The organism is Martinezella sp. CNPSo 3732 (assembly GCF_057784515.1).
Map to the genome: position 1 here is coordinate 15,029 of NZ_JBXSOO010000010.1, position 23,734 is coordinate 38,762.

The 23,734-nt window shown below is 58.5% G+C and carries 23 protein-coding genes; 17 read left to right on the top strand and 6 right to left on the bottom strand.

Annotation, left to right across the window (positions count from 1 at the left end):
* The first annotated feature begins 49 nt into the window (after window positions 1-49).
* From AC13RM_RS17465 to AC13RM_RS17485, 5 genes are all read left to right on the top strand, one after another.
* The gene (locus tag AC13RM_RS17465) at window positions 50-307 is read left to right on the top strand and encodes a FitA-like ribbon-helix-helix domain-containing protein (RefSeq protein ID WP_374817995.1); all 258 of its coding nucleotides are present in this window, start codon (window positions 50-52) and stop codon (window positions 305-307) included.
* Entirely contained in the window at window positions 304-726 is a 423-nt protein-coding gene (locus AC13RM_RS17470; RefSeq protein WP_374817997.1) for a type II toxin-antitoxin system VapC family toxin, read from the top strand. Before AC13RM_RS17465 ends, AC13RM_RS17470 begins: the two co-directional genes overlap by 4 nt.
* A 294-nt stretch (window positions 727-1,020) precedes the next feature.
* Window positions 1,021-2,535: an HAL/PAL/TAL family ammonia-lyase gene (locus tag AC13RM_RS17475; protein WP_374817999.1), complete on the top strand. Its 1,515-nt coding sequence runs from the start codon at window positions 1,021-1,023 to the stop codon at window positions 2,533-2,535.
* Between the two features lie 112 nt (window positions 2,536-2,647).
* Entirely contained in the window at window positions 2,648-3,652 is a 1,005-nt protein-coding gene (locus AC13RM_RS17480; RefSeq protein WP_374818001.1) for an ornithine cyclodeaminase family protein, read from the top strand.
* Window positions 3,653-3,658: 6 nt separating this feature from the next.
* A complete protein-coding gene (locus AC13RM_RS17485; protein ID WP_374818003.1) occupies window positions 3,659-4,474 on the top strand; it encodes a phosphate/phosphite/phosphonate ABC transporter substrate-binding protein in 816 nt (271 codons plus the stop codon).
* A 31-nt stretch (window positions 4,475-4,505) separates the two neighbouring features.
* Here the strand turns inward: AC13RM_RS17485 and AC13RM_RS17490 are convergent, their stop codons facing one another.
* The gene (locus AC13RM_RS17490; protein WP_374818005.1) at window positions 4,506-5,087 is read right to left on the bottom strand and encodes a nucleoside 2-deoxyribosyltransferase; all 582 of its coding nucleotides are present in this window, start codon (window positions 5,085-5,087) and stop codon (window positions 4,506-4,508) included.
* 225 nt (window positions 5,088-5,312) lie between these two features.
* Between AC13RM_RS17490 and AC13RM_RS17495 the strand changes: the two genes are divergently transcribed.
* From AC13RM_RS17495 to AC13RM_RS17510, 4 genes are all read left to right on the top strand, one after another.
* The gene (locus AC13RM_RS17495) at window positions 5,313-6,575 is read left to right on the top strand and encodes an adenylate/guanylate cyclase domain-containing protein (protein WP_374818007.1); all 1,263 of its coding nucleotides are present in this window, start codon (window positions 5,313-5,315) and stop codon (window positions 6,573-6,575) included.
* Window positions 6,576-6,811: 236 nt separating this feature from the next.
* On the top strand, window positions 6,812-7,336 hold the full coding sequence (locus AC13RM_RS17500) for a DUF992 domain-containing protein (protein ID WP_113233295.1): 525 nt from the start codon (window positions 6,812-6,814) through the stop codon (window positions 7,334-7,336).
* A 182-nt stretch (window positions 7,337-7,518) separates the two neighbouring features.
* Window positions 7,519-8,751, top strand: a complete 1,233-nt coding sequence (gene pepT, locus AC13RM_RS17505; RefSeq protein ID WP_374818009.1) for a peptidase T — start codon at window positions 7,519-7,521, stop codon at window positions 8,749-8,751.
* A gap of 274 nt (window positions 8,752-9,025) precedes the next feature.
* Window positions 9,026-9,817, top strand: a complete 792-nt coding sequence (locus tag AC13RM_RS17510; RefSeq protein WP_488555352.1) for a hypothetical protein — start codon at window positions 9,026-9,028, stop codon at window positions 9,815-9,817.
* 82 nt (window positions 9,818-9,899) lie between these two features.
* Here the strand turns inward: AC13RM_RS17510 and AC13RM_RS17515 are convergent, their stop codons facing one another.
* Complete coding sequence (locus tag AC13RM_RS17515) at window positions 9,900-10,517, bottom strand: hypothetical protein (RefSeq protein ID WP_488555353.1); 618 nt, start codon at window positions 10,515-10,517, stop codon at window positions 9,900-9,902.
* Between the two features lie 610 nt (window positions 10,518-11,127).
* Between AC13RM_RS17515 and AC13RM_RS17520 the strand changes: the two genes are divergently transcribed.
* The 4 genes from AC13RM_RS17520 to AC13RM_RS17535 are packed head-to-tail and all read left to right on the top strand — an operon-like array spanning window position 11,128 to window position 15,734.
* The gene (locus AC13RM_RS17520; RefSeq protein ID WP_113231254.1) at window positions 11,128-11,625 is read left to right on the top strand and encodes a Csu type fimbrial protein; all 498 of its coding nucleotides are present in this window, start codon (window positions 11,128-11,130) and stop codon (window positions 11,623-11,625) included.
* A gap of 25 nt (window positions 11,626-11,650) precedes the next feature.
* Window positions 11,651-12,370: a fimbrial biogenesis chaperone gene (locus AC13RM_RS17525; RefSeq protein ID WP_374818017.1), complete on the top strand. Its 720-nt coding sequence runs from the start codon at window positions 11,651-11,653 to the stop codon at window positions 12,368-12,370.
* Window positions 12,371-12,392: 22 nt separating this feature from the next.
* Window positions 12,393-14,756, top strand: coding sequence for a fimbria/pilus outer membrane usher protein (locus AC13RM_RS17530; RefSeq protein ID WP_374818019.1), 2,364 nt, complete (start codon window positions 12,393-12,395; stop codon window positions 14,754-14,756).
* 15 nt (window positions 14,757-14,771) lie between these two features.
* Window positions 14,772-15,734 (top strand): Csu type fimbrial protein, encoded by a 963-nt coding sequence (locus AC13RM_RS17535; protein ID WP_113231251.1) that lies wholly within the window; start codon window positions 14,772-14,774, stop codon window positions 15,732-15,734.
* A gap of 50 nt (window positions 15,735-15,784) precedes the next feature.
* Here AC13RM_RS17535 and AC13RM_RS17540 read toward each other — a convergent pair whose 3' ends face one another.
* The 3 genes from AC13RM_RS17540 to AC13RM_RS17550 all read right to left on the bottom strand — a co-directional run bounded on the left by AC13RM_RS17540 (window position 15,785) and on the right by AC13RM_RS17550 (window position 18,443).
* On the bottom strand, window positions 15,785-17,521 hold the full coding sequence (locus AC13RM_RS17540; RefSeq protein WP_488555354.1) for a GGDEF domain-containing protein: 1,737 nt from the start codon (window positions 17,519-17,521) through the stop codon (window positions 15,785-15,787).
* A gap of 364 nt (window positions 17,522-17,885) precedes the next feature.
* Window positions 17,886-18,191 carry a hypothetical protein gene (locus tag AC13RM_RS17545; protein WP_488555355.1) on the bottom strand — a complete coding sequence of 102 codons (306 nt, stop codon included), beginning with the start codon at window positions 18,189-18,191 and terminating at the stop codon, window positions 17,886-17,888.
* A gap of 30 nt (window positions 18,192-18,221) precedes the next feature.
* The gene (locus AC13RM_RS17550) at window positions 18,222-18,443 is read right to left on the bottom strand and encodes a hypothetical protein (protein ID WP_374818028.1); all 222 of its coding nucleotides are present in this window, start codon (window positions 18,441-18,443) and stop codon (window positions 18,222-18,224) included.
* A 318-nt stretch (window positions 18,444-18,761) separates the two neighbouring features.
* Between AC13RM_RS17550 and AC13RM_RS17555 the strand changes: the two genes are divergently transcribed.
* From AC13RM_RS17555 to AC13RM_RS17565, 3 genes are all read left to right on the top strand, one after another.
* Complete coding sequence (locus AC13RM_RS17555) at window positions 18,762-19,046, top strand: GNAT family N-acetyltransferase (protein ID WP_374818383.1); 285 nt, start codon at window positions 18,762-18,764, stop codon at window positions 19,044-19,046.
* An 83-nt stretch (window positions 19,047-19,129) separates the two neighbouring features.
* Window positions 19,130-20,089 (top strand): acetylxylan esterase, encoded by a 960-nt coding sequence (locus tag AC13RM_RS17560; RefSeq protein WP_374818031.1) that lies wholly within the window; start codon window positions 19,130-19,132, stop codon window positions 20,087-20,089.
* Window positions 20,086-20,814 carry an esterase family protein gene (locus tag AC13RM_RS17565; RefSeq protein WP_374818033.1) on the top strand — a complete coding sequence of 243 codons (729 nt, stop codon included), beginning with the start codon at window positions 20,086-20,088 and terminating at the stop codon, window positions 20,812-20,814. The genes AC13RM_RS17560 and AC13RM_RS17565 overlap by 4 nt, the downstream gene beginning before the upstream one ends.
* 24 nt (window positions 20,815-20,838) lie before the next feature.
* Here the strand turns inward: AC13RM_RS17565 and AC13RM_RS17570 are convergent, their stop codons facing one another.
* On the bottom strand, window positions 20,839-21,027 hold the full coding sequence (locus AC13RM_RS17570; protein ID WP_095436481.1) for a hypothetical protein: 189 nt from the start codon (window positions 21,025-21,027) through the stop codon (window positions 20,839-20,841).
* 356 nt (window positions 21,028-21,383) lie between these two features.
* On the opposite strand from AC13RM_RS17570, the gene AC13RM_RS17575 reads away from it, so the two are divergent.
* Complete coding sequence (locus tag AC13RM_RS17575; protein ID WP_374818035.1) at window positions 21,384-23,720, top strand: glucose/quinate/shikimate family membrane-bound PQQ-dependent dehydrogenase; 2,337 nt, start codon at window positions 21,384-21,386, stop codon at window positions 23,718-23,720.
* Window positions 23,721-23,734 lie beyond the last annotated feature (14 nt).

Sequence of the window (23,734 nt, forward strand, 5' to 3'; positions counted from 1 at the left end):
CAATCTTATATATTGCCATCAATGCACTCAAATATGAGAATGCGAAGCAATGGCATCAATCACAGTCCGTAATGTGCCGGATGAGGTGCATCGCGCGATCCGGGTGCGAGCTGCTATGCACGGTCGCAGCACTGAAGCCGAAATCCGCGACATTCTGGAAAAGGCGGCAAAGCCGGAAGGCCGTCTGAAGCTAGGTTCGCTGTTGACATCCATCGCTCGTGAAGCGGGGGGGCTAACCGAAGCCGAAGCCGAGGGTTTCAACCAGCTTCGCGACAAGACCCCGGTCGAGCCGATTAGTTTCGAATGATCGTTCTCGACACCAACGTCATTTCCGAGCTGTGGAAGGTCACGCCCGATCCGAATGTGTTGTCGTGGATCGATGCGCAGATGATCGAAACACTTTACCTCTCGATCATCAGCGTTGCCGAAATTCGCTTCGGCTTGGCTACGATGCCCGAGGGCAAGCGGCGCACGATTTATCAAGACCGATTGGAAAGAGAGGTTTTGCCGGCTTTTGCCAAGCGGGTTCTGCCTTTTGACTTGGACGCCTCGCAAGCCTATGCCGACCTGATGGCGTTAGCGAGGGCGGCAGGCAAATCCATTGGCACGGCGGACGGCTATATTGCCGCCACGGCTGCCTCACATGGCTTTGTGGTTGCCACGCGCGATACAGGCCCTTTTGAAGCTGCCGGTTTAAGCGTCATCAACCCATGGAACGTGAAATGACGGCGGTTAAGGCAGTCGCGTGACAAGTCCGCCGAACAATCCGAATATTCAAACGGCAACAGCTTGTTCATGCTGAGCATCGCCTGATGATCCGCGTTACCGCACCCGTTGATGTCTCCCTGCTCTCGCGGTCCCGAATGCATTCGATCGTTAATCGGGGAGCTGACAAGGAAATGTTCGTGATCTTCAAGCGAGAGGTGCGACTCCTTAGCCATCCGGCAACAAATGCAATCTGGGGGCTGGATCGAGAAAGAGCCACCGGCCTATAAGTGCTTTTCCTGGAGGCAAACAGGCGTGACCGAAGCCATACCCATCGTGCGTTTCACCAGTACCGCACCGAAGATAAGCGACATTACTTCCATCGCGCGCCGTAGCGCACGGATCGAGATTTCGCGTGACGTCGAAAACAAAATTAACGCTGCGCGCGCTGTCGTTGAACGCTATCTGGCGGCCGACCGGCCTGTTTATGGCTTGACCACAGCCTTGGGCGCCGGGGTCGACACCCGGCTCGCCACGGACGACCTGATCGCCTTTCAATTACGTGTACCGCAAGCCCGTGCCGTCGGAGTTGGGCCGGCGCTGCCACGCGAAACCGTCAGGGCGATGATGGCGGCTCGCATTGCCGGTATGGCGGCTGGCGGCTCCGGCGTATCGCTCCCGGTTTTCGCCGGTCTCGTCGCCGCACTGAATGCAGGCTTTCATCCGGTGGTTCCTTCGCTCGGTTCGATCGGTGCCGCCGATCTTGCGCCCTTGGCGCATATGGGACGCGCTTTGCTGGGGGATGGCGAGGCAGAACTCGATGGCGCGATCATGCCGGCGCGGGATGCCCTATCAAAGGCTGACCTAGCACCTTTGCCGATTGCGCCGAAGGATGGCCACGTGCTTGTGGTCGCCAACAGCCTTTCGGTTGGCAAGGCCTGCCTCTGCATCGAGGATATCAAGCGGCTGTTTGATTGGTCGCTTGCGGCAGTTGCGTTGAACTTCGAGGCTTTCCGGGCAAACGTCTCTGCCTTCGATGACCGGGCGCTGGCGGCCAGGCCAGCCTTCGGCCAGCGCGAGGTGGCGGCGAGACTTCGCGAGCTGCTTTCCGGGAGCTCTCTTTTTGTCGACGGTGCGGCACGGCGTCTGCAGGATCCTCTAAGCTATCGCTGTACCCCGCAGGTCTGGGGCGCCCTACTCCACGCGGTCGGTGAAGCGCGCGCAGCAACCGAGATCGAGCTTGCCAGCTCCGGTGACAATCCCGTCGTGCTCGCCGACGAGGGACTTATCCTGTCTCACGGCAATTTCGACATGACGGCCTTCGTTCTCGCATGGGAGCGGCTCGGTCAGGCCATCGCTCATTGTGCGGCGGCGACCGCCTATAGAGCGATGAAAATCATGTCTCCGGGCATGTCGGAGCTGCCGCGCTTCCTGACCTCGCTCGGGCAGAGCAGAACGGGTTTTGCCACGGTGCAGAAAACGGTCTCTGCGCTTGAGGCCGAGATACGACATCTGGCCAATCCCGTATCGCTCACACCGATCCCGGTCGCCGATGGTGTCGAAGATCAGGCGTCGATGGCGCCGAGCGTCCTGAGCAAGATCGAAGCAATGATCGAGCGAATGCGTTATCTCGTGGCAATCGAACTTGTCGCGTCGGCGCAGGCAGTCGAGCTGCGCGGCGTGGCGGGCGAGCTCGGCAGCGGGACGCTGGGCGCCTATCGACAGGTGCGCCAGCTGGTGGCACCGCTCGAGGAAGACCGTGCGCAAGGTCCTGATTTTCAGAGAGTTACGGAATTTATCGCAGAGACCGCCGCGAAGGCTGCTCCCTAATCGAAAAGGCGACAGGGTGGTTCGCCCCGCCGCCTCGCTTTCTCGCAGGCCGTCGGGCGGCCTGCATCATCCGATAGACCGGCACGGCCGGTGACATGCCTGGAGAACGGTAATGCAGGAAATCTGGATCGACTATCTCAACGCCATCGACGCCAAGGCGCTGGCACTTTCCAACGACGAAATACTCGACGCCGTGACCAAGGCGCTCGATGCGCAGGGGCGCGGCGAAACGGTTATCGAGCCTCGCGTTCATCTCGTGCCCGAGAGCTCCGACAAGGGTCATTTCAATGTGCTGCGTGGCTATGTGAAGCCGCTCGATTATGCCGGCGTCAAGGTCGTCGGCGATTTCGTCGACAACTACAAGCAGGGCCTGCCCTCGGAACTGGCGGTTCTCAATCTCTTCGATCCGCGCACGGGCGTACCGAAGGCGATCATCGATGCGACTGCCATCACCGACATGCGCACCGGTGCGGTCACCGCTATCGGCGCGCGCCATCTCGCCCGTAAGAACAGCAAGATCCTCGGCCATATCGGCGCGCGCGGCACTTCCTACTGGAACGTGCGGCTGCTCGATCACCTCTTCGATTTCGATGAAATCCGCGTGCATTCGCGCCGTCCGGAAAGCCGCGATGCCTTTGCCGCACGATTGGAAAAGGATCTCGGCAAGAAAATCATCGTGACGGACAATTGGGAGGATTGTCTGAAAGGCGCCGATATTATGATTGAGGCAAGCCGGCTGCCGGAGCCGACGCCTCTCTTCAAGACCGTCTGGGTCAAAAAAGGCGCCTTCGTCGTGCCTTACGGCACGATGAGCGCGCTCGAATTCGACCTGACCGATATCATGGACAAGGTGATTGTCGATGACTGGGGACAATGCGGACCGGGGCGTCCCTTTGGTGCCCTTCGCCGTCATGTCGATGAGGGTAAGGTGACGGCGGAGACGCTGCATGCCGAGATCGGCCAGATCGTGTGCGGTACGAAGCCGGGCCGCGAAAGCGACGACGAGACTATCCTCTTCTGGCATCGCGGCCTGAGCACTACCGACGTCGCACTCGGTGCAGCCATGGTCGAAAAGGCAAAGCGCATGAATCTCGGCCAGCGCCTCCGGTTTGCGTGACGCGCCATGACGATATCGCCTGCCGCGGCCATTGCCTGCTCACGAATGTACAATCTGAGCCCGAAAATATCCGGCCTCTGGAATCAGCTTTTTCATTGGCTTGCCGATCGGGCAGGCGTCGAGCTCGAAGTCATTGCCCATGCGGCTCCGGCACCTCTGTCCGAACTATGGGGACGTCCGGATATGGGCGCCGTCTTCATGTGCGGTTTTCCGTTCTCCCAGCTATCGCCGGCGGACCGCCCGCAGCCATTGGCAGCCCCAGTTTCTCTGGCGGACTGGGCAAACGGACAGCCAGTCTATGCGAGCTATATCGTCGCTGCTCCAGGCAAGTCGCTCACAGAAGCGGATCTTGCAACCGCACGCTGGGGCTGGACGGTGCGGGACTCTCAGTCCGGCTATAATGCGCCGAGGGAATTCTTTGCCACGCTTGCGAATGGGCCGGCAGCGGCACAAATCGTCGGTCCGCTTCTCAATCCGCGTGGCGTGGTCGACGCCATTCGTTCAGATACGATAGATGTCGGAGCCATCGACGCCTATGCCTTCCAGCTGATGGCAATGCACGAGCCGGACATGATCGCGCCATTGCGGATTGTTGCTACCACAAAACCGGCACCCTTCCCCTTGCTGGTGGCCGCAAGGCAGCAATCGCCGGATATTGTCGACGCCCTGCGCGCCGTTCTTCTCAAGGCGCACCACGATCCGGAAGGGAGCGATATTCTCGCATCGCTCGGACTGGCGGCCTTTGCCGAGCCGGATGTTGCCGCTTATGACCAGCTTCCCGCAAGAGCACGGGCGATCGATGCCGCTCTCGGAACATGGTGAAGTTCGGGCGCGCCAATCAATAGCCGGCGCATTATGCGCTGGTGACGTGCTTCAATAATTTCTTTGCCGCAAGGCTCAGGCACTCCTCGAAGGCCGTCAGATCCAGAAAGAGCTGATCCCGTGCGACCTGGCGCGTGACGATGACGCCATCACGTGCCGCTATGCCGCCGTCGAGCATCAGATTGTCGGCCATATCGAAATTCTCCAGCGCCATGCCGTCGGGACCACGGTGGCGTCCGTCCTCGCCGAGCTGAACTTCGCCGCCATAAAGCCTGTTCACACGCTCGAAGTGGTTATCGACGCAATTGGAAAAGGCAAATGCCGGGCAGCCGCGAGCGCACATGAAGCCGAGTTCGAAGGCCGTGCCGATATCGGCCGCTATGCCACGAAACGGGGTCAGATTGGCGATGATGAGATCGGCGCTCGCCATGAGTTTTTCATTGATGGCGCTGATGGCAAGGCCGCGCTGCCGGCGCGTCTCCGTCTCAGGCACGGCAAGATCACCGGGCGAAACCGGCGTAAAGCCATAGCTGCGCGCCAGCGCGATCTTGCGATCGAGGATTTCCCTCGCGTTCGGGAGAAAGACTTCCGGGCCTGCCAGATATGCTCTCAATGCCTCTCTCCTCTTCAATGGAATCTTGCACCGCAGCAGTTGCGGAACCATATGAAGCCTATGGCTGATTCAAGGCGCAGCCGCCATAGCTGGGCGCATAAATTACGAAATTGCGAAATCACGGCGATTGCCGTTCCCGGTCAACGACGAGACGCGTATAGTTCCTTTCGGACCGAATGGCGCTCTCTGTCCAGGACAGGTGACGGAATTTGTGGGGTATAGAAAATGCAATCTTCCATTGAGGCCGTTACCGCCTCGAACCAGGACGACCAGGGCAACTGGCCGACGAAACAAAGCAAGATCCTCGATTGGCTTATGAACGATGTCCGCGATCAGCGGTTCATCGACAATATCCTCGTGGAACTCTGCGAGAAAATGCGGGCAATCGGAGTTCCGGTCGCAAGAGCGACGATGCACTTCCGAACGCTGCATCCGCAATGGCTAGGGGCGAGAATTCTTTGGCGCACCGGCATGAAGGAGGCCGATATTGCGACCTTCAGCTACGGGGTCGAGAATACGCCGCAATTTCTGGCAAGCCCTATCAACGAGATCTTCAATGGCGCTACAGAAGTCCGGAAAAATCTCGAGGTCTGTGAAACGTCGGAGCTGAAATATCCGTTATATAAAGAAATGCAGGCGGAAGGACTGACCGACTATATCGCCTGGCCCATTTATCACACGCTCGGCAAGCGCCACATCGTGACCTTTGCCTCGGATGCTCCTGGCGGTTTTGCCGAACAGCACATCACCTTCTTGAAGGACCTGTTGCCGGCTCTGACAATGGTGACGGAGATCCGCTTGAAGAACATCATGGCCCGCACGCTGCTGCGGACCTATGTCGGGCCGCATGCCAGCGAGAAGATCCTGGCTGGCGCCACGACGCGGGGCAGCGGCACCACCGTCGGTGCAGCGATCCTCATTTGCGATTTGCGCGACTTCACCACCATCTCGGACATGTGGCCGCGCGACGATGTCATCGAGCTGCTAAATGGCTATTTCGACGCTATGGTCGACCCGATCGAAAAGCATGGCGGCGAGATCCTCAAATTCATGGGTGACGGCCTGTTGGCCATTTTCCCGTTGAGCGATCCGAATGCCTGTCACAATCTTCTTCTTGCCATCAGCGAGGCGCAGGCGAGCGTTGCCGTGCTCAATGAGGAAAACCGCAAGCATGGCCGTGAAGTGCTGCGCTACGGTGTCGGCGTGCATGTCGGCGATGTGATGTACGGCAATATCGGCTCGCGCACACGCCTTGATTTCACGGTCATCGGTCCAGCCGTCAATATCGCCTCACGGCTGGAGTCCTTGACTAAGGAGGTCAAGCGGCCGGTGCTTCTGTCCAAGGCCTTCGTCGACATGGCCGGCTGCCGGCGGGATATGGAAAGCCTCGGCGCCTTTCCTCTGAAAGGTCTCGGCGAACCCGTCGACGTCTTCGCTTTCGCTGCAAAAGACAAACTCCCGCAGAAAGCGGAGACGCAGGCCGGATGAACATTTGGTCCGAGAGGCCATCAATTCGGTACGGCGCGATTCAGTCGGTAGCAAAACGTGAAATGGCAAAGGGTGTCCCGGTATATAGATCCCCCTATATTATGAGGTGGATCATGACGATAGCCGCCTTAATTTTGGGATCGTTCTGCGCGTACGAACGTTAATTGAGGGTTGATTCTATCGGCTCGACCACGAGGGTGCCAGCCACCCATAATACTCTGACAAGGAGAAAACAGATGAGAAAAATCCTGACCCTGGCGTTTTCAGCGGCGTCGTTGATCGTTGCGGGCACCGCTGCGGTGCGCGCAGCCGACATGCCGGCGACCTATAGCGAGGAGCCGGATGATCGCAACGGCGTGAAGATCGGCTATCTCGAATGCGATATCGGAGGCGGCGTCGGCTATGTCCTTGGTTCCGCCAAGGAAATGGATTGCACCTTCCATTCGACGGTCGGGCATTCGCGTCGTGTCGATCATTACACCGGCGCGATCCGGAAGATGGGCGTCGATCTCGGCTTTACGACCCGCAGCCGGCTCGTTTGGCTCGTCTTCGCGCCGACAGCCGGCTATCATCGTGGTTCTTTGAGCGGCCTCTACCAGGGTGCGACCGTTGAAGCGACGGTAGGTGCCGGCGTGGGCACGAACATCCTTGTCGGTGGCACCGCCGGCTCCATCCACCTGCAGACGGTTAGCGTCACGGGTCAGCTCGGCTTGAACGTCGCGGCTACCGGTACGTCGGTGACCCTGACGTCGGTCGATTGAGTATTTCGCTCAAAGTTTTGACCATATGATATGGCCGCTCTCGCCTGGCGCTGGAGCGGCCTTTTCCGTAGAGGTGCGGCGCAGCCGCTTCGAATATCAACGTCTTAGCGCGAATTGGTTTATCCATGCACTCGCGCTGCGCTATAGCTGTGTAAACCCTGAGATTCTTTGGAGCCAGAGTCATGACCGATACCGTCACCGATCGCTTTCTTCGCTATGTCGTCGTCGATACGCAATCGGACCCGTCTTCGGTCACGCAGCCTTCCACCGCGAAACAGAAGAACCTCGGGCGCATCCTAGTTGAGGAGCTGCTGACGATCGGCCTTGGCGATGCACACCTGGATGAACATGGCTACGTCTATGCCACCATTCCATCGAATGTCGACAAGCCGGTTCCCGTTATCTGCTTCTGTTCCCATATGGACACAGCGCCCGATTTTACCGGTACGAACGTCAAGCCGCAGATCGTGCGCGACTATTCCGGCGGTGATATCCGCCTCACCGGCGATTCACAGCAGGTCATTCGCGTTGACGAGCACCCTGCCCTAAAAGATCAGATCGGCAACGACATCATCACGTCGGACGGGACGACGCTGCTTGGAGCCGATGACAAGGCTGGCCTCGCCGAAATCGTCGCGGCCGCCAAATATCTCGTCGACCATCCCGATATCCGCCACGGTACCATCAAGCTTCTGTTCACGACGGACGAAGAGATCGGGCGTGGTGTCGACAAGGTGGATTTGAAGAAGCTGGGAGCGCAATTTGCCTATACGGTCGATGGCGAAACGGCGGGGCATATAGAAGACGAGACTTTCTCGGCCGACAGTGTCGAGGTTGTCATCCATGGCGTCGCCATCCATCCAGGCTTCGCCAAAGGAAAAATGGAAAATGCCATCAGGATTGCGGGCGCGATCGTCGACAGGCTGCCGAAGAACATAGCTCCCGAAACGACGGATGGCCGCGACGGCTTCATCCACCCTACCGGCATCAGCGGCTCGATGGAAAAGGCTTCGCTCGGCTTCATCATCCGCGATTTCGACGAGCAAGGCCTTGTCGACAAGGAGACCATGCTGGAGGCGATCGTCAAGGACGTCATGAAAGCTTATCCCGGCTCCTCGCACACTTTCACCGTTCGGCATCAGTATCGCAACATGAAGACGATCCTCGATCGCCATCCGGAAATCGTCGAAAATGCTGTCGAGGCCATCCGGCGTGCCGGCATGACGCCAGTGCGCGGCAGCATTCGCGGCGGCACGGACGGTTCCAGGCTCTCCTTCATGGGTTTGCCTTGCGCCAATCTCTTTGCCGGCGGGCATGCCTTTCACTCGCCGCTGGAATGGGTGAGCCGGCAGGATATGGAACGAGCCGTAAAGACGCTTGTAGAGTTGGCTAAGGTGTGGGCGGAACGCTCCTGAACGCTTTCGAGAAAAAGCCTCGTTCATCCTATAGAAGCCTAGTAACCCTGTCGCGAAATAGGTCATTTTGGTCTGTTCGGAACCAATCTCCTTGTCATTATGCAAGCCATCCGTGAATTTTTATATTGAAGCATTACTAATTTAGATTGTCCTATAATGTAGTCTTGGGAGGAAAGGAGAATAAGTAAGCCCCTTCATTCCAACTCTACGGTGCGCGCGCTCCGGCAATCAGAACCAGACTGTCATAAAGTCTAAGCTGAAACGGAGTTTAGTCATGAGAGTACAATATTCACGGATGGCAATCGCTGCATCCGCTCTTCTTCTATTGGCCTCGACCAGTTATGCGGAGCCCGGCGGCGGTACGGATCACGGCGGTAGCCGGTCCGGAAGCGGCGGATTGGGCGCGGGTGTTGGCGTGTCGGTGGGCGGTATCAACGCTGGTTTGGGCGCCGGGCTCGGCTCCAATGGGCTTAATGCCGGCGTCGGAGCTTCCGTCGGCGGCACGAATGGCGTCAATGCCGGAGCGGGCGCTTCCGTATCCGGAACCAGTGGCGTCAATGCTGGCGTCGGCGCATCGGTTGGTGGCTCCAGCGGAGTGAATGCCGGCGTGGGCGCATCGGCCAACAGCAATGGTGTCAACGCTGGTCTCGGCGCTTCGGCCGGAGGCTCAAGCGGCGTCAATGCCGGCGCTGGCGTCTCCGTCGGCGGATCCGGGGTGGGCGTTGGAGTGGGTGTCGGTGTCGGAGGAAGCGGTTCAGGCGGCGGAAGCGGCGGTGGAACCGGTAGTGGGACTGGCGGCACCGGCTCCACGGGTGGTACCGGTTCCAGCGGAACCGGTATGGCAACCGGAGGGACCGGCGGCGCGAGCGGCTTCGGGCTGGGTTCGGGCAATTCCGGCACGGGATCGAGCACGCGCACGCTTGCCGCCTTCCGCACCATGTCGAGCGCTGAGCAGAAGCGTATGCTGATTGCCTGTCGTCAGGTGACGGCTTCCGGCAATTTCGATGCTGGTCTTGTCAGCCTTTGCCGGCTGCTGCGCAGCACGGCAAGCGCTGGTGGCCTATAGGCGGCTTGCCGCCCCTTCGCTTTAGAGCAAAAGTCTGCGCCCGTTGCCTTGATATCGGCAATGGGCGCGGACATGTGTGCCATTACCAGTCTGCGCGGGCCACATTGTCGATCATCTGCCGGCTGCGGCGCAACATCACCCCTGGGGCATCCACCGCTCTGTTCAAAAGGTTGCGTGCGCCGGCAAGCGGATGAAATCCCACCCTTTCCTCCAGCACGGGAGGCGGATCGTCGTTTGCAACAGGCGGAGTTGCCTCTGCATATTCCGAGCGACCTGTTATCAGCGGGTCTTGTGTTTCGCATTGCGGCAAGCAGCGGTCGAAATGTTCCGCGTCACCGGATGACGCGATCTTGGTCTTCGCTGCGTCGGAATGCGATGCAATGCGCTTTCCGGGCGGGCTGGTCTTGGCCATGACAGCAAGCGGCGAAGGCTGCGGAATTGGCACTGACATCTGCGGCTTTGCCGGGCTTGCGTCAACCGCTAACTGCAATTGGTTCATGGCAAGCTGCGGTGCGAGTGCCGCGCGATTGATCGCGATGCTGCCGCTGTCGTCGATGAACTGTATGGTGCGGTCGACGGGACCGGTTTGAACAATGACATAGAGAGCACCGACAACGGTGCCGCAAATAGCAAGTCCGGAACCCAGCCTTCGGGTCGTCTCGCTTTGACCATTCCACCATCTCATAGGCTGCGTATCCATCGACCGCTCCTTTTGACAAAAGCCCGGATAGCCATTTTCATGCGAACTATGGCGCGGCTTTTACCGAAACGTGGCCAATTGCAGACCTTTTGCAAAGAAATGTTGACGAATGCGTTTTGCGCATCCTGACGGTAAGGATGAACTGCCTTCGACGGCCGCCATTCCTCTTCATAATACTAGCGGAAGAACTGCGATGAAAAACCCCGCCCGCTCGACGGCCGACCTGAGTTCGCGGATAGCGAGTATAGGAAAGCTGTCGTGAACATACGGTAAGAATTGATGTTTCCGCCGCAGCCTTATGATCGAAACGCGAATCATTCGTGGCGGATGGCGCCTTCAAAATCGCTGATTCGCGTAAATTGAATCTCATATTCTCGCCGCGCTTATCATGGCAGCAGGTAAATTGTATCGAACATTATTAACCATATTTTTTAAAACTATTAATTATCTACTGGTATTCACAGAGTAAATCAAAACTCTACTTTGAGGGTATTCTTTCGATACTGTCGCAACCATCCCGGCGGTTTCCTGCCTGATTGCCAGCGAAGCATATATGTGCTTATTTTATTATATTCTGATATGTTTGAAGCATATGCGAGGGGGAATGTGAATGCTGAGAGTGCTCTGCGGTACCGTCCTGACTGGTATCGCAATGACCATGGCAGCATCGTCCGCGATGGCTGCCACTGCAACTGCCAATATGACGGTCACCATTACCATCCAGGCACAGTGCCTCGTCCAGAGTGCCAATAATCTGAACTTCGGCACCAACGGTGTCATCACCAGCAATATCGACCAGGCAACCACCATCGGCGTGCAATGCACATCCGGCCAGACCTACAATGTCGGCCTGAGTGCCGGCGCCGGCGCCGGAGCGACAACAGCCGTCCGCGTCATGACAGGCCCCGCAAGTGCGACGATCAACTACGCGATCTATAGCGATGCCAACCGGACACAGACCTGGGGTACGACCATAGGTACCGATACTGTCTCGGGCACGGGCAATGGTGCGGTCCAGAACATTAATGTCTATGGCCGGGTACCCCCGCAGACTACCCCGGCCGCGGGCGTCTACACCGATACCGTGGCGGTTACCGTCACCTACTGAAAACTCACAGATCCAGGAGACCGTCATGCAACGCATGTTGCCATGCATTGCCACGACTATGCTTTTGCTGCTCGGTGCTTACGGCTTGAACGCGGCATCCCTGCGAGTGGCACCTACAAGTCTCGAGCTCACAGCGCCGGCCGCCGCGACGGTCTTGAACCTCGCCAATGACGGAGATCATCCGATCAACGTCCAGATACGTGTCTTCAAGTGGAGCCAGGCGGGTGGCATAGAAACACTGGAACCGACCCGAGATGTCGTTGCCAGCCCACCCGCGACGAGGATGAACCCCAATGCTCAATATGTGGTCAGGGTGGTTCGCACCAGCAAGGCTCCCGTCAAGGAGGAAGAGACCTATCGCGTCATCGTCGACGAGCTGCCGGACCCTGCGCGCGCACGCGCCGGCACAGTTACCCTCATCATGCGTCAGTCTATTCCGGTCTTCTTCAAGCGGCCGGACGTAAAGCCTGCTGATATCGTCTGGAGCCTCAAACGACAGGGCAACAGCCTCTCTCTGACCGGCAAGAACAATGGCGGCAGCCGCTTCCGTCTGTCGAACGTAACCCTGGCGCAGGGGGCAACGAAGGTCGGCAGCCGTAACGGGCTGGTCGGATACGTGCTTGCGGGCGCAACGATGCAGTGGCCGATGGGAGCGGCGAAGTCTCTTTCCGGTGGTGTCGTGACACTTCATGGCCAGAGCGATCTTGGGCCGTTCGATGCTAAAGTCGCCGTTAATCAACGGTAGTGCCGGCGCCGTTTTCATATGCATGCTTTTCTCGGTCTCGGTGCTGCGTGCTCAGGAAGTACCCGATCTGCCGGCGAATACCGCCATGGCGGGCCAGCTGGCGGCGACGCTCGACGTCTACCTCGAAGTATTCATCAACAATGCGTCGATGAAGATGATAGGCAATTTCAAACAACGTCCGAACGGTTCTCTCGCGGCAACCGCAAAAGAGCTGCGCGAAGTCGGCGTCAAGCCGCCAGCCGGCGCAGCCGACGACAAGCTGATCGAGCTCAGCACCTTGCCCGGTCTGTCCTATCAGGTCGACGATGAGACGCAGCGCCTCTATGTCCAGACGACGGATAAAGGGCGCGCGCCTCGCGTCATCAATGTCAGGCAGCAGCAGGAGAATACAATCCCGGCACCCCAGGCCGGCTACGGCGCCGTCCTGAATTATTCCCTCTATGCAAGTTCCAACGGTCTCTTCCAAGGCAATTCGAACATGTTCCAGGGAATATCCGGATCGTTCGACGCACGTATCTTCAGCCCCTACGGCACGCTCAGCCAGTCCTTCCTCGCCGGATATTCAGAAGGCAGCCTTGACGGCATAACCCGGCTCAACACAACCTGGAGCTATTCCGATCCGAAGAACCTCGTTACCTATCGCGCGGGTGATCTAACCACCGGCGGCCTGTCATGGACACGGCCAGTCTATTTCGGCGGCATTCAGTTTCAGCGCAATTTTGCACTGCGTTCGGATCTGGTGACCGAACCGCTGCCCTCATTTACCGGGACGGCGGCCGTCCCTTCGACACTCGAAATCTACACCCAGAACGTTCGCACCTATTCCAGCGACGTGCCCGCCGGACCATTCGAGGTGACCAATCTCCCGGTCTTTTCAGGAAGTGGGCAAGCGACCGTCGTGCTGCGCGACAGCCTGGGGCGCGAAACCACGCAGACCTTGCCGTTCTATTCCTCCAATTGGCTTCTACGTCAGGGCCTTTTGGACTTTTCCGCCGAAATCGGCACTCCGCGTCTGAATTTCGGAACCGATTCCAACGACTATGACGGTCGTATCATGGGAGCCGCTACCGCAAGGTACGGCCTGACCGATTGGCTGACGCTGGAGGGTCACTTCGAGGGCGGCGCTGATCTTCTGAATGGCGGCGCGGGAGCCGCCTTTCCGGTCAGTTCATTCGGGGTAGCGTCAATAGCGGGCGCGGCAAGCAAAAGCGGGTCGCGTTCCGGCGCACTGATGAATGCCTCATTCGAGCTCAGTTACGACAGATGGGCTCTTTATGCCCGTGTGCAGCGAACCTTTGGCGATTATGACGACATAGCTTCGGTCTCCGCTCGGCCGACAACCAGTGTCGCCGGAGATGTGAGCATTCTCAGCGCCGGTGTGCCGCGCGCCATCGATCAGGTCACGCTGAGCGTGCCAACGCCGCTCGATCTTTCCAGTCTCAATCTCTCTTACACCAACCTCGAAAGTGCCGACGGCGCCAGGAGCAAGATCGCCGGTCTTTCCTACAGTCAGACCTTCAAGCGGGCGACAGTCTATGCGAGCGCCTTCACGGATCTCGACGACAGAAGCAATTTCGGATTCTTTGCCGGCCTCTCAATTCCCTTCGGCGGCAACGTCACGGCCAATACGGGCGTACAAGGCGGACCTAACGGCCTCGGCGTCGTTGCCGACGTTTCCAAGTCGATGCAGCAGGAGGACGGCAGCTTCGGCTGGCGCCTGCGCACCTCCGAAGGCGAAGACACCTATCGCGAGGCGGCAGTCAGCTATCGGGCTCCCTTCGCGCAGGTCGAGGCAGGCCTGCAACAGCAGGATCATCAGACCAATGCTGTGGCTCGCGTCGATGGTGCCATTGCTGTTGCAGGCGGTGGTGTCTTTGCCACAAACCGGATCGACGATGCGTTCGCCGTCGTCGATGTCGGTGCTCCCGATGTCGAGGTCCAGCAGCAGAACAGACCTGCCGGCAAGACCAATTCGAGCGGCCGCATCCTGGTGCCCAATCTGAATTCCTATGAACCGAATACCGTATCCATCGATCCCAAGAACCTACCCGTCGATGCCGATGTGCCGGCGACGAAGGAAATCGTCGTGCCAGCGGACCGCAGCGGCGTCGTCGTCAAGTTCGGCGTGTCGGAAGCACCGCAAGCCGCCCTCATTACGATCAGGGACAAGAACGGGGTGCCGCTGCGTGCCGGGCTCGGCGGTGCCTTGAAAGGATCGAGCGAGGAATTCGTCATCGGCTATGACGGACAGGCCTACATTCGCGGACTGCACGCAAGGAACACGATCGACATATCACTTGAAGATGGAACGAAGTGCCATGCCGAATTCGCCTACAAGCCGCAGCGGGGCGAACAGGTTGTCATCGATGACGTCAGGTGCCTTTGAAAGGGAGTTGAAAAGATGCTGCGTTCGCTCACTCTTTTGCTCGCACTGCTGTTGCCTTCGCTATGCGCGGCGCAAAGCTGCAGCTTCTCGGCAACCAATATGAACTTTGGCGCGGTCGATACCCTATCAGGCACCCCGGTCAATTCGACATCGACCATAAGTGTAACCTGTTCCGGCGGCGTCCTGGACCTAGGCAAGCGGCTCTTGATTTGCCCCGATATCGGCGCAGGCAGTGGCGGAGCTTCGTCGGCCGCGGCGCGCCAGATGTTGAACGGCAGCAGCTCTTTGAACTATCAGCTCTATTCCGACAATGGCCGAAGCGTGGTGTGGGGATCAAGCAGCTGGTCCTATCCGTCACGCGCACCGGTCTATGCGCTGACGATGGCCTTGCTGAATGGTTCGTTGATCGGCGCAACCGGCAGTATGACGGTCTATGGGGCTGCGCTCGGGTCTCCACCGACGGCAGTGCCGGGGGCGTTTACCTCCAGCTTCACATCGACCGACACCTCCTTCTATTACAGCTACAGTAGTGCAACGACCTGCTCTGCCCCCTCGGGAACGATTGGAACTGCGTCATTCAGCGTGAATGCAAGCGTCGCCGCCAATTGCCTCGTCAGTGTCCAAAACATCGATTTCGGGACACAGGGCGTATTGCGCACGAATGTCGATGCCACCGGTTCCGTCAGGGCAACCTGTACGCCGGGCACGACCTATACGATCTCCCTGGGTGGCGGCGGCGCGAATGCCCCACCGACGGCGCGAAAGATGGCGAAAGGGTCGGAGACGGTGACCTACGGCCTCTACAAGGATACCAGCCGGTCGCAACCCTGGGGCGATGCCAGTACGCCGGGCAGCACCGTCGCCGGAAGCGGAACAGGTACCGCTCAGCTTCTGACGGTCTACGGCCGAGTGCCACCGCAGACCACGCCATCCCCAGGCACTTACACCGATACCGTCGTGGTGACGCTCACCTTCTGAGCTCGAGTTTCCAACAAGCAGTTCGGATGATCTCGATATAGTGAAGTGTGTCAGGCCGCGCTTGCGCCGCTCTGGCCGCGTTTCGAGGCGGAGATTGCCGTCTGTCCACTCGCATTATCGGACGAGCAGACCAAATTGCGGCCGTCACGCTTGGCTTGATAGAGCCGGTTGTCCGCAACGACGACCAGCTCTTCCCAATTTTCGAACACGCATTGCGCCTGCCAATCGACGCCGAAGCTCGCCGTCACCTTCAAGCCATGCTCATCGCTGACGATGGCTTGCGCCAATGTTTCCCGCAATCGCTCGGCCGTTGAACGCGCCGACGCCTCGGTGACGTCGCCCATTACGACGATGAATTCCTCGCCGCCGTAGCGGGCGAATAGATCGGCGACGCGAAGGCACGGGCCTAGAATCTGCGCCGTTCTTTGCAGCACCATATCGCCGACAGCGTGACCGTACCGGTCGTTGATCGATTTGAAATAGTCGATATCGAGCATGATGATTGCGAAGCCTCGAGAGCCCGCTGTCGGAGTCGCGAGCAATTCCTCCACCGCATCCTCCAGCGCGCGCCGATTGAGAAGGCCGGTGAGCGCATCCGTCTGGGAGAGACGTCTCAACTCCTCCGTCATTGATTTGCGCTCCATTTCCAGGCGCCGCTTGAAGCGTTGCTGCTCGCGCAGAAGGTCAAGACGCAGGAACAGCTCCCGCATTTCACGTCCGGCGTGAGGTATCGGCGGTGGCGTCGTAAGATTGCCGACGGCAATCTCGTCGATCTGTCGCATGACGGCAAGCATCGGCCGGAAGAGCGAACGCCTGAGCACGTAGGCCAATCCAATCACGACCGATACCGCCATGCCGGCAAGCAGCGCGGAGATCAGCATGGCTCTCAGGGATTTCTGCTGTACTTTGTCAAGAGAGTTCAATGCCGCGGTTTCGATGAGTTCACGCAGGTTCTCGGTCGATTTCATTCCAGGCACGTATTTCGCTGTGAACTCGCCGGGTGTGAGCGCATTGCTCGCATTCGGATCAAAGGCAACGCGCTGAGCGTAAGGCAGCGCTCCGGCAAAGTAACTAACCGTCACCTGGTCCAACAGCCTTGCAAGGGCCCGGGATTGCAATGTAACGGGTGCGTAGGTTTTCAGCAGCGCATTCACTTCGAAAAGCCTGTTCAATTCGTTGTCGAACGCAGCTCTATAGTGGGAACGGGCCTGCCCCTGCGAGGCCAGCATCATGACGACATAAGAGCCCAGCCTTCCGGCACGCTCCCTAAGCGTTCCGGCCATCGAGGTCAGCATGACTTCGGCGCCTGTTTCGGGTGCCAGTGCAATGATCGATCGGCCGGCGACATCCCGGTAGTCCTGGGCGCGATCCGCTGCACGGAACATCGCCTGTATGGCGTCCGCGATCCTTGCGCCGCTGCGTTCGTCGCGTGGCAAGGCGGCCACTGCATCGACCGCCTGGCGACCGCTCTCCAGCTGAGCCCTAAGCGCCATGAATGCGCTGCGCATTTCCGCGGACTGGTCTATTTCCGTTTTAAAGAGCGCTTCGAGCTCGGCGATATCCTTGTCGGTCGCTTCGCGGCTTGTTTTCAGATCGGCGGCAAATTGTGCTTGCTCACGTTCCGAAGCGCCCATGAGACTGTTTGCAGGACCGCGTTCTCTCGATATCGTCGCGGCCGCATGCAGCGCCGTATGAAAACGGCCGAATTCGATTACCCCGCGCTTGTAGTTGAGGTAATCCGACAGGCTGAAGGCAATCGTCGAGCCGGCCATCATCAAGCAAACCATGATAACAGCTACCGCGCCGATCCATTGTAGCTGTTGAATTTTAAGCCGCGACAATAAATGCTCTCCAAAATCACCTTTTATTGCGGATTACATCAGGTTTGATGGAATCTTCACTTAACGAACAGGCTTAAATCTTTCTCATGTTCTTTAAGTCCGCATATCCGAAACAGCCGGCCTGGACATAACAGTCTTCAGCCCGCGGGATGACAGTTTTGTCGATCTTGCCTGCTGAATTATATTGCGGCTGGTTGCCGGCGGCATGCTTGGCGCGTGCGATAGAATAGTGCCGAAAATGAGTTCGCGGCCCGTATCGCAATTGCTTGATAGCGGACCCGCTTCATCACGCGATTCTTACCGGGAAAATCTAGTTTTGCAGAAAAATCGAAGGCATCAGGTTGGCGCGAGGCGAATAATGTGACTGGCCGACGACATGGGATATCACCAGCGCATAGACCAGGATAGAGCCGACGACGATGACGATGCCGCTAATGGGAAGTCCAATTTTTGATTTGGGAACGGTCGACCTATCCGGTGGATTCGCGCGGAGGCCCTTTCGGGTAGGTTGATCCGCCGTTGCAAGGGGGAGCTGCAGCTCCCTTTCCATGCGAGCTTGCGCATCAAGGTGCTTGCCGTATCTCGCTGCGGACCGAAACTGGATGACTTCGCCCATTTCTCACGCGGTCCCTTTTACCGCTTGCGGTTATTGGCCACTTTCCTGGCTGTTGTCATTGTTGCTATAGTCGACACGAACCACGACCTTCTCCGGCCGTTGCTCGCCATGCGGAACGATCACAGTCACGATACAACGATTCTCGCGTGGCTTGACGGATAAGAGGCGTCCCTTGGTCGTCGAAAGAACCTGATCCACCGCACTCGAGCAATCCTGAACATCGTAGGTGCTTTGAGTGACTTGACCTGCCATTGCGGAGCCTGCAATCGAAATTCCCGCAAGTATCGTTAGAACCCTGATCATGCTTCCACTATACCTCAACGAAGGCAAGGAAGCGACAGCAGTTCGCAATAAACCAAGTCTGTTTGCGCCATCTTTTCTTCTGTGCGGCAGAAATCACAGAGGCCAATATCGGCCGGGCAGCCGTGGACTTTTATAGCGAATTCATGGATGGAGATGCGGCGCATTCCGTCGATGGTTGTGTGACCTCCCCGCGACGAAGCCAACGCGCAGTTAGCCAACAGAGGTTTCGGCTTCCTGGCCGTTGAGCGGAAAGCTGATGGCGCGCTGATCGGCGGTGCTGGCCTTTCGCGACCCGGGCCGGAAGTTCCAGGCAATTTCCGGCTGGAGATCGGTTGGATTCTGGCGGCTTCCTATTGGCGGCAGGGCTACGCAGCGGAAATTAGCCGGCGTTGTCTGGAATTCGCCTGGCAGGAGCTGCAGGCTGATTGCGTGATCGGCATGATCCAACTCGAAGATGGCGATTTCGATGATATCACCGTGCCGCCAGGCAATATTCTCCGGCCGCACGTGCTCTATCGCGTCGATCGTCCCAAGCAAGAAATTCATGAATGAACAGGGAGTAAGTTGCGACGAAAGCCCCGCGGATCGGCAATCTTGGTTCTTGCCTTACCCGCGCTTTCACGCGAAAATTTGCCATGAGCATACCGACATCCCACCCCTTCGATTTCGATCCGACCTATGGCATGCAGCTTGCACAGTTGCAGGCGATAGAGACGCCGGAAGCCCCGACCGGCTTCGACGACTTCTGGCGGCAGCGCTACAGGGCGGCCCTAGCCATCGATCCGCAACCCAAGCTTCGCCACAGCAAGCAACGTCATGACAATTGGCACGTCTTCGATATCAGCTACATGTCGACAGGGTCGTTTCAGATCAATGGTTGGCTGCTCATTCCCCGCAGCGGACAGGTGCGGCGCGGCCTGGTCGTCGGACACGGATATGGCGGAAGAGACCAGCCGGAATTCGAATGGCCGGTAGAAGAGACGGCTATCCTTTTTCCCTGTTGCCGCGGGCTCTCCCTCAGCGCCAGCCCGAAAATCCCCTCGGATGCTTCTGGTCATGTTCTTTGCGGTATCGAAAACCGCGATACCTATGTCATCGGCGGCTGCGTGGAAGACATCTGGCTCGCCGTCTCGACTTTGGAGACGCTCTATCCGTGGCTTGCCGGCCATATCGGCTATAGCGGCATCAGTTTCGGGGGCGGCATCGGCGCCCTGGCAATTCCTTTCGATGCGCGGATCAGGCGCGGCCACCTCATCGTTCCGACTTTCGGCCACCGGCAGCTATGGGTGACACTGCCAACCGTCGGCAGCGCACAATCGGTTCAGGCCTATCAGGAAAAGCACGGTAGCGTTTTGGAGACGCTGCGCTTCTTCGATGCTGCGATCGCGGCAAGTCGTATCGCTGTGCCGATGCTTGTCGCACCCGCACTTTTCGATCCCGCCGTCGCGCCACCCTGCCAGTTCTCTGTCGCAAATGCGCTGCAGAAATTTAACGAAATCTTCATTCTGGATGCCGGTCATTTCGATTACACTGGCAGCGAGCAGCAGAACGCAATTCTGCGAGACAAGGTCGGGCAATTCTTCAAGGTGCTATGAACCGCGAATATCTATGCTGGTACAGCCCTCGGCTGCATCGTGACATGGAGTTGCTGGTGTTCGGCCATGCCGGCGCCAAGGTATTGGTATTTCCCACCCGCGACGGTCGTTTCTGGGAATATGAGCAGGTCGGCATCGTCGCCAGCCTCGCGGACAAGCTGAAAGCCGGGCAACTTCAGCTCTACTGCATCGAAGGGCTGGCGGCAGAAACCTTCTACGGCTTTCATCGCCACCCATCTGAGCGCATTCGCAGACACAACGCTTTTGAGGAATACATCCTCAACGAAGTCCTGCCTCTCATGGCGCAGAAGAACGGGCATGAGTGCACCATCGTTCACGGCTGCAGCCTCGGCGCCTTCCAGGCCGCAAGCCTGGTATTCCGCCACCCTCACCTCTTCCGCAAGCTGGTCGCCTTTTCCGGCCGCTACGATCTAACAATGAAGGTCGAATCCTTCACGGATCTGTTCGACGGCTATTACGACGACGACATCTATTTTCACACCCCGACACATTTTCTGCCGGGACTTGCCTGCGACTGGCGTTTGGACAGGCTGCGCCACATCGATATCGTCATGACGATCGGAGACGCCGATCCCTTCTTCGACAATAATCGTCATCTGAGCCAGCTGCTCGCCGACAAGCGGATCGATCATCGGCTGCATGTATGGGGCGGACGCGCGCATCGCGCTGGCGCTTGGCGCCGAATGGCGCCACTCTACATCTGACAAAGAAAGCGAGCTCCCAGGCCTTCAGGCCAGCCCGGCCGGTATCGGTCGAAGCGCCTTATGTGCGCCGTAATCGCGCTCGTGGGATTTGCGGTGTTGCCGCTCGGAGCTTGCGGAAAACTCGACCAGAATACGCTCCATCATGCCATCCGGATAGGTTCCGGTGTCGTTCGTTTCAACTTCCGACTGGGCGGTAACGATCTTCATATTCATCTCTAGTCCTCCGGCTCTGCACGGAAACCCTTGATTCCAATATCTGTTCCATTAGTATTCCTGAAAATTGTTAAAAAATTAACTACGTCCGTTAATCAAATCGGGCGCCACGGCATCGAGCTTGAATGGCTGGCCGGATTGGAACATTCTCGCAATCCTGGCGTTCAATCTCTGATTTGATGGGGGGCTTGATGTATCGATCCAAATCGCCCTGGGCGCAGTTCTTCTCGTTGCCGGCGAAGCAGCTGATATTGATTTAGACTTTAACCTCGAGGTTGAGATCCAAAAGGACCTCGCGGGAGTTCGCATGCCTTCGATCAATCACTGTCCAATCGGCGGATAGACTGGAGCAGATCATGGCCATCGTCATCACATCGATCATCCTCGCACTCATCGGTCTGGCACTCGGTGGCGGCGGCCTCTGGCTTGTGCTGCTTGGCGGAAGTCCCTTTTATCTTCTGGCCGGCATCGCCTTCCTCCTGACGGCGATCCTGCTTTATATGCGCAAGGCAGCCGCGCTTTGGCTCTATGCGATCTTCGTGCTGGCAGCGCTTGGATGGGCGATCTGGGAGGTCGGTTTCGACTGGTGGCAGCTCGGTCCGCGCGGCGGATTGATCATTCTGATCGGTCTGTGGCTGCTGACACCCTGGATCCGGCGACCGCTGGGCTTTCGCAGCCTGGACGGCGTTCACTACGGGGCCAATCCCTGGCCGCTTGCGATCCCCTTGATCATCGCCATCCTCGTTGCCGTCTATTCGATGACGACAGATCCACACGATCTCTCCGGCGATCTGCCGACGACAATAGCTGCGAATGCCCCGATGGGCGGCGATGTGCCGGATGGTGAATGGCATCAATATGGCAGAACTTCCTTCGGCCAACGTTACTCGCCTCTCGATCAGATCAATGCGCAGAACGTCGCAAACCTCAAGGAAGTCTGGCGATATCAGACCGGCGATGTGAAGCGTCCCGATGACATCGGCGAGACGACCTATCAGGTCACGCCACTGAAGATCGGCGATACGCTTTTTATCTGCACGCCGCATAGCCTGGCGATCGCCATCGGTGCGACAGACGGCAAGGAAAAATGGCGTTACGATGCCAATGCCGGCATGAACCCCAATCGACAGCATCAGACCTGCCGCGGCGTCTCCTATTATCACGACACGACCGTTGCAGCCGGTACGCCCTGTGCCGATCGCGTCTATCTGCCGACCTCGGATGCTCGGTTGATCGCACTCGATGCCGCCAACGGCAAGGTTTGCCCGAGCTTTGCCGACCAGGGCACCCTACATCTTGAAACTGGCATGAAATACAATCCGGCGGGCTACTATTATTCGACATCGCCGCCCGTCATCGTCGCCGACAAGATCATCATCGGCGGCGCGGTGAACGACAATTATTCCACCCAGGAACAGTCAGGCGTCATCCGCGCCTTCGATGCCCGGACCGGCGCACTGCTCTGGAACTGGGATTCGGGCAATCCGGATCAGACAGCGCCGTTGCTCGCAGGGCAGACCTACACGACCAATTCGCCGAATAGCTGGTCGGTTTCCAGCGCCGACGAGACGCTCGGCATGGTCTATGTTCCGCTTGGCAACCAGACGCCGGACCAGCTCGGCATGGGCCGCAGCGCCAATGTCGAACGCTTCTCATCCTCTGTGGTCGCGCTCGACATCAATACCGGGCAACTCAAATGGGTGCAGCAATTCGTCCATCACGATCTCTGGGATATGGATGTGCCCGCCCAGCCCGTACTTGTCGATCTGACGAAGCCCGACGGCAGCACGGTTCCCGCGCTGGTCGCTTCGACCAAGCAGGGCGACATCTATGTGCTCGATCGCCGTACGGGCGCGCCCATCATTCCTTTCAAGGAAATACCGGCGCCGAGCGGCACCATTCCCGAGGATCATGCCTCGCCGACACAGCCGATCTCCGATTTGACTTTCTCGCCGCCACCCTTGCAGGAAAAGGACATGTGGGGCGTCTCGCTGTTCGATCAGCTCGCCTGCCGCATCGCCTTCCATCGGCATCAGTATGAAGGCCGCTACACGCCACCATCGCTGCGCGGATCCATCATCTTCCCCGGCAATTTCGGCACCTTCAACTGGGGCAGCGTTGCCGTCGACCCCGAACGGCAGATCATGTTCGGCATGCCGACTTATCTGGCCTTCACCTCGCGGCTAGTGCCGCGCGCCGAGATCCCGCCAAAGGGCGCTGGCGACAAGGGCAGCGAACAGGGGCTCAACCGAAACGAAGGTTCGCCCTATGGCGTTTACATGGGGCCGTTCGTCAGCCCGCTCGGTATTCCCTGTCAGGCACCCCCTTGGGGCTATGTCGCCGGAGTCGATCTGAAGACCGGCAAGATCGCCTACAAGCACAAGAACGGCACCGTCCACGACATGACGCCCCTGCCCCTACCCTTCAAGGTCGGCGTTCCCGGCATCGGCGGCCCGATCGTGACCAAGGGCGGAGTAGCATTCCTGGGGGCAGCCGTGGACAATTATCTCAGGGCCTATGACGTGACGACCGGGAGGCAACTCTGGCAGGCACGCCTGCCGGCGGGTGGCCAGGCAACGCCGATGACCTATACCGCCAGCGACAACAAGCAATATGTCGTCATGGTGGCTGGAGGGCACGGCTCGGTCGGAACGAAGCCAGGCGACTATGTGATCGGTTATACGCTGCCCTGAATTGGTGACGGAGC